The organism is Salinimicrobium oceani, assembly GCF_012037645.1.
In genome coordinates, this window is sequence record NZ_JAAVJR010001166.1 from 1 (window position 1) to 350 (window position 350).

The following is a 350-nucleotide window of genomic DNA, read 5'->3' on the forward strand; positions in this document are numbered from 1 at the left end:
TAAACAGAATGGCAAGAACACCTATATATTTTAATTTAAAGCTTTTCATTTTTTAACGGTTTAAGGTTGAAAGCACGTCATTCATGGGAGTATTTCTCTTTACCGAAGTGGCTTCCAGAGGCAGGGCATCTACCTGCGCCTGTGGATATGGCAAGAATTCATCACCGGCAGTAAAAGTCCTGCCGTCATAGCTCAATTCATTATATCTGTCCAAACGGATCATATCGTAATACCTCACTCCCCATTCCATGGCGAGTTCTGCAAATTTTTCATCCAACACATCCTCGGTAGTTACTCCCGACAGGGGAGGCATTTCTGCCCTTTCCCTCACAAGGTTTACCGCCTCTTGT

Annotated in this window: 1 protein-coding gene; it reads right to left on the reverse strand. The window is 43.7% G+C overall.

Translation table 11 applies throughout. The features are described from left to right. Positions 1 to 52: 52 nt before the first annotated feature. Positions 53 to 350, reverse strand: a 298-nt coding sequence (locus tag HC175_RS21300; protein ID WP_168139939.1) for a RagB/SusD family nutrient uptake outer membrane protein, incomplete at its 5' end; no start/stop codon positions are given.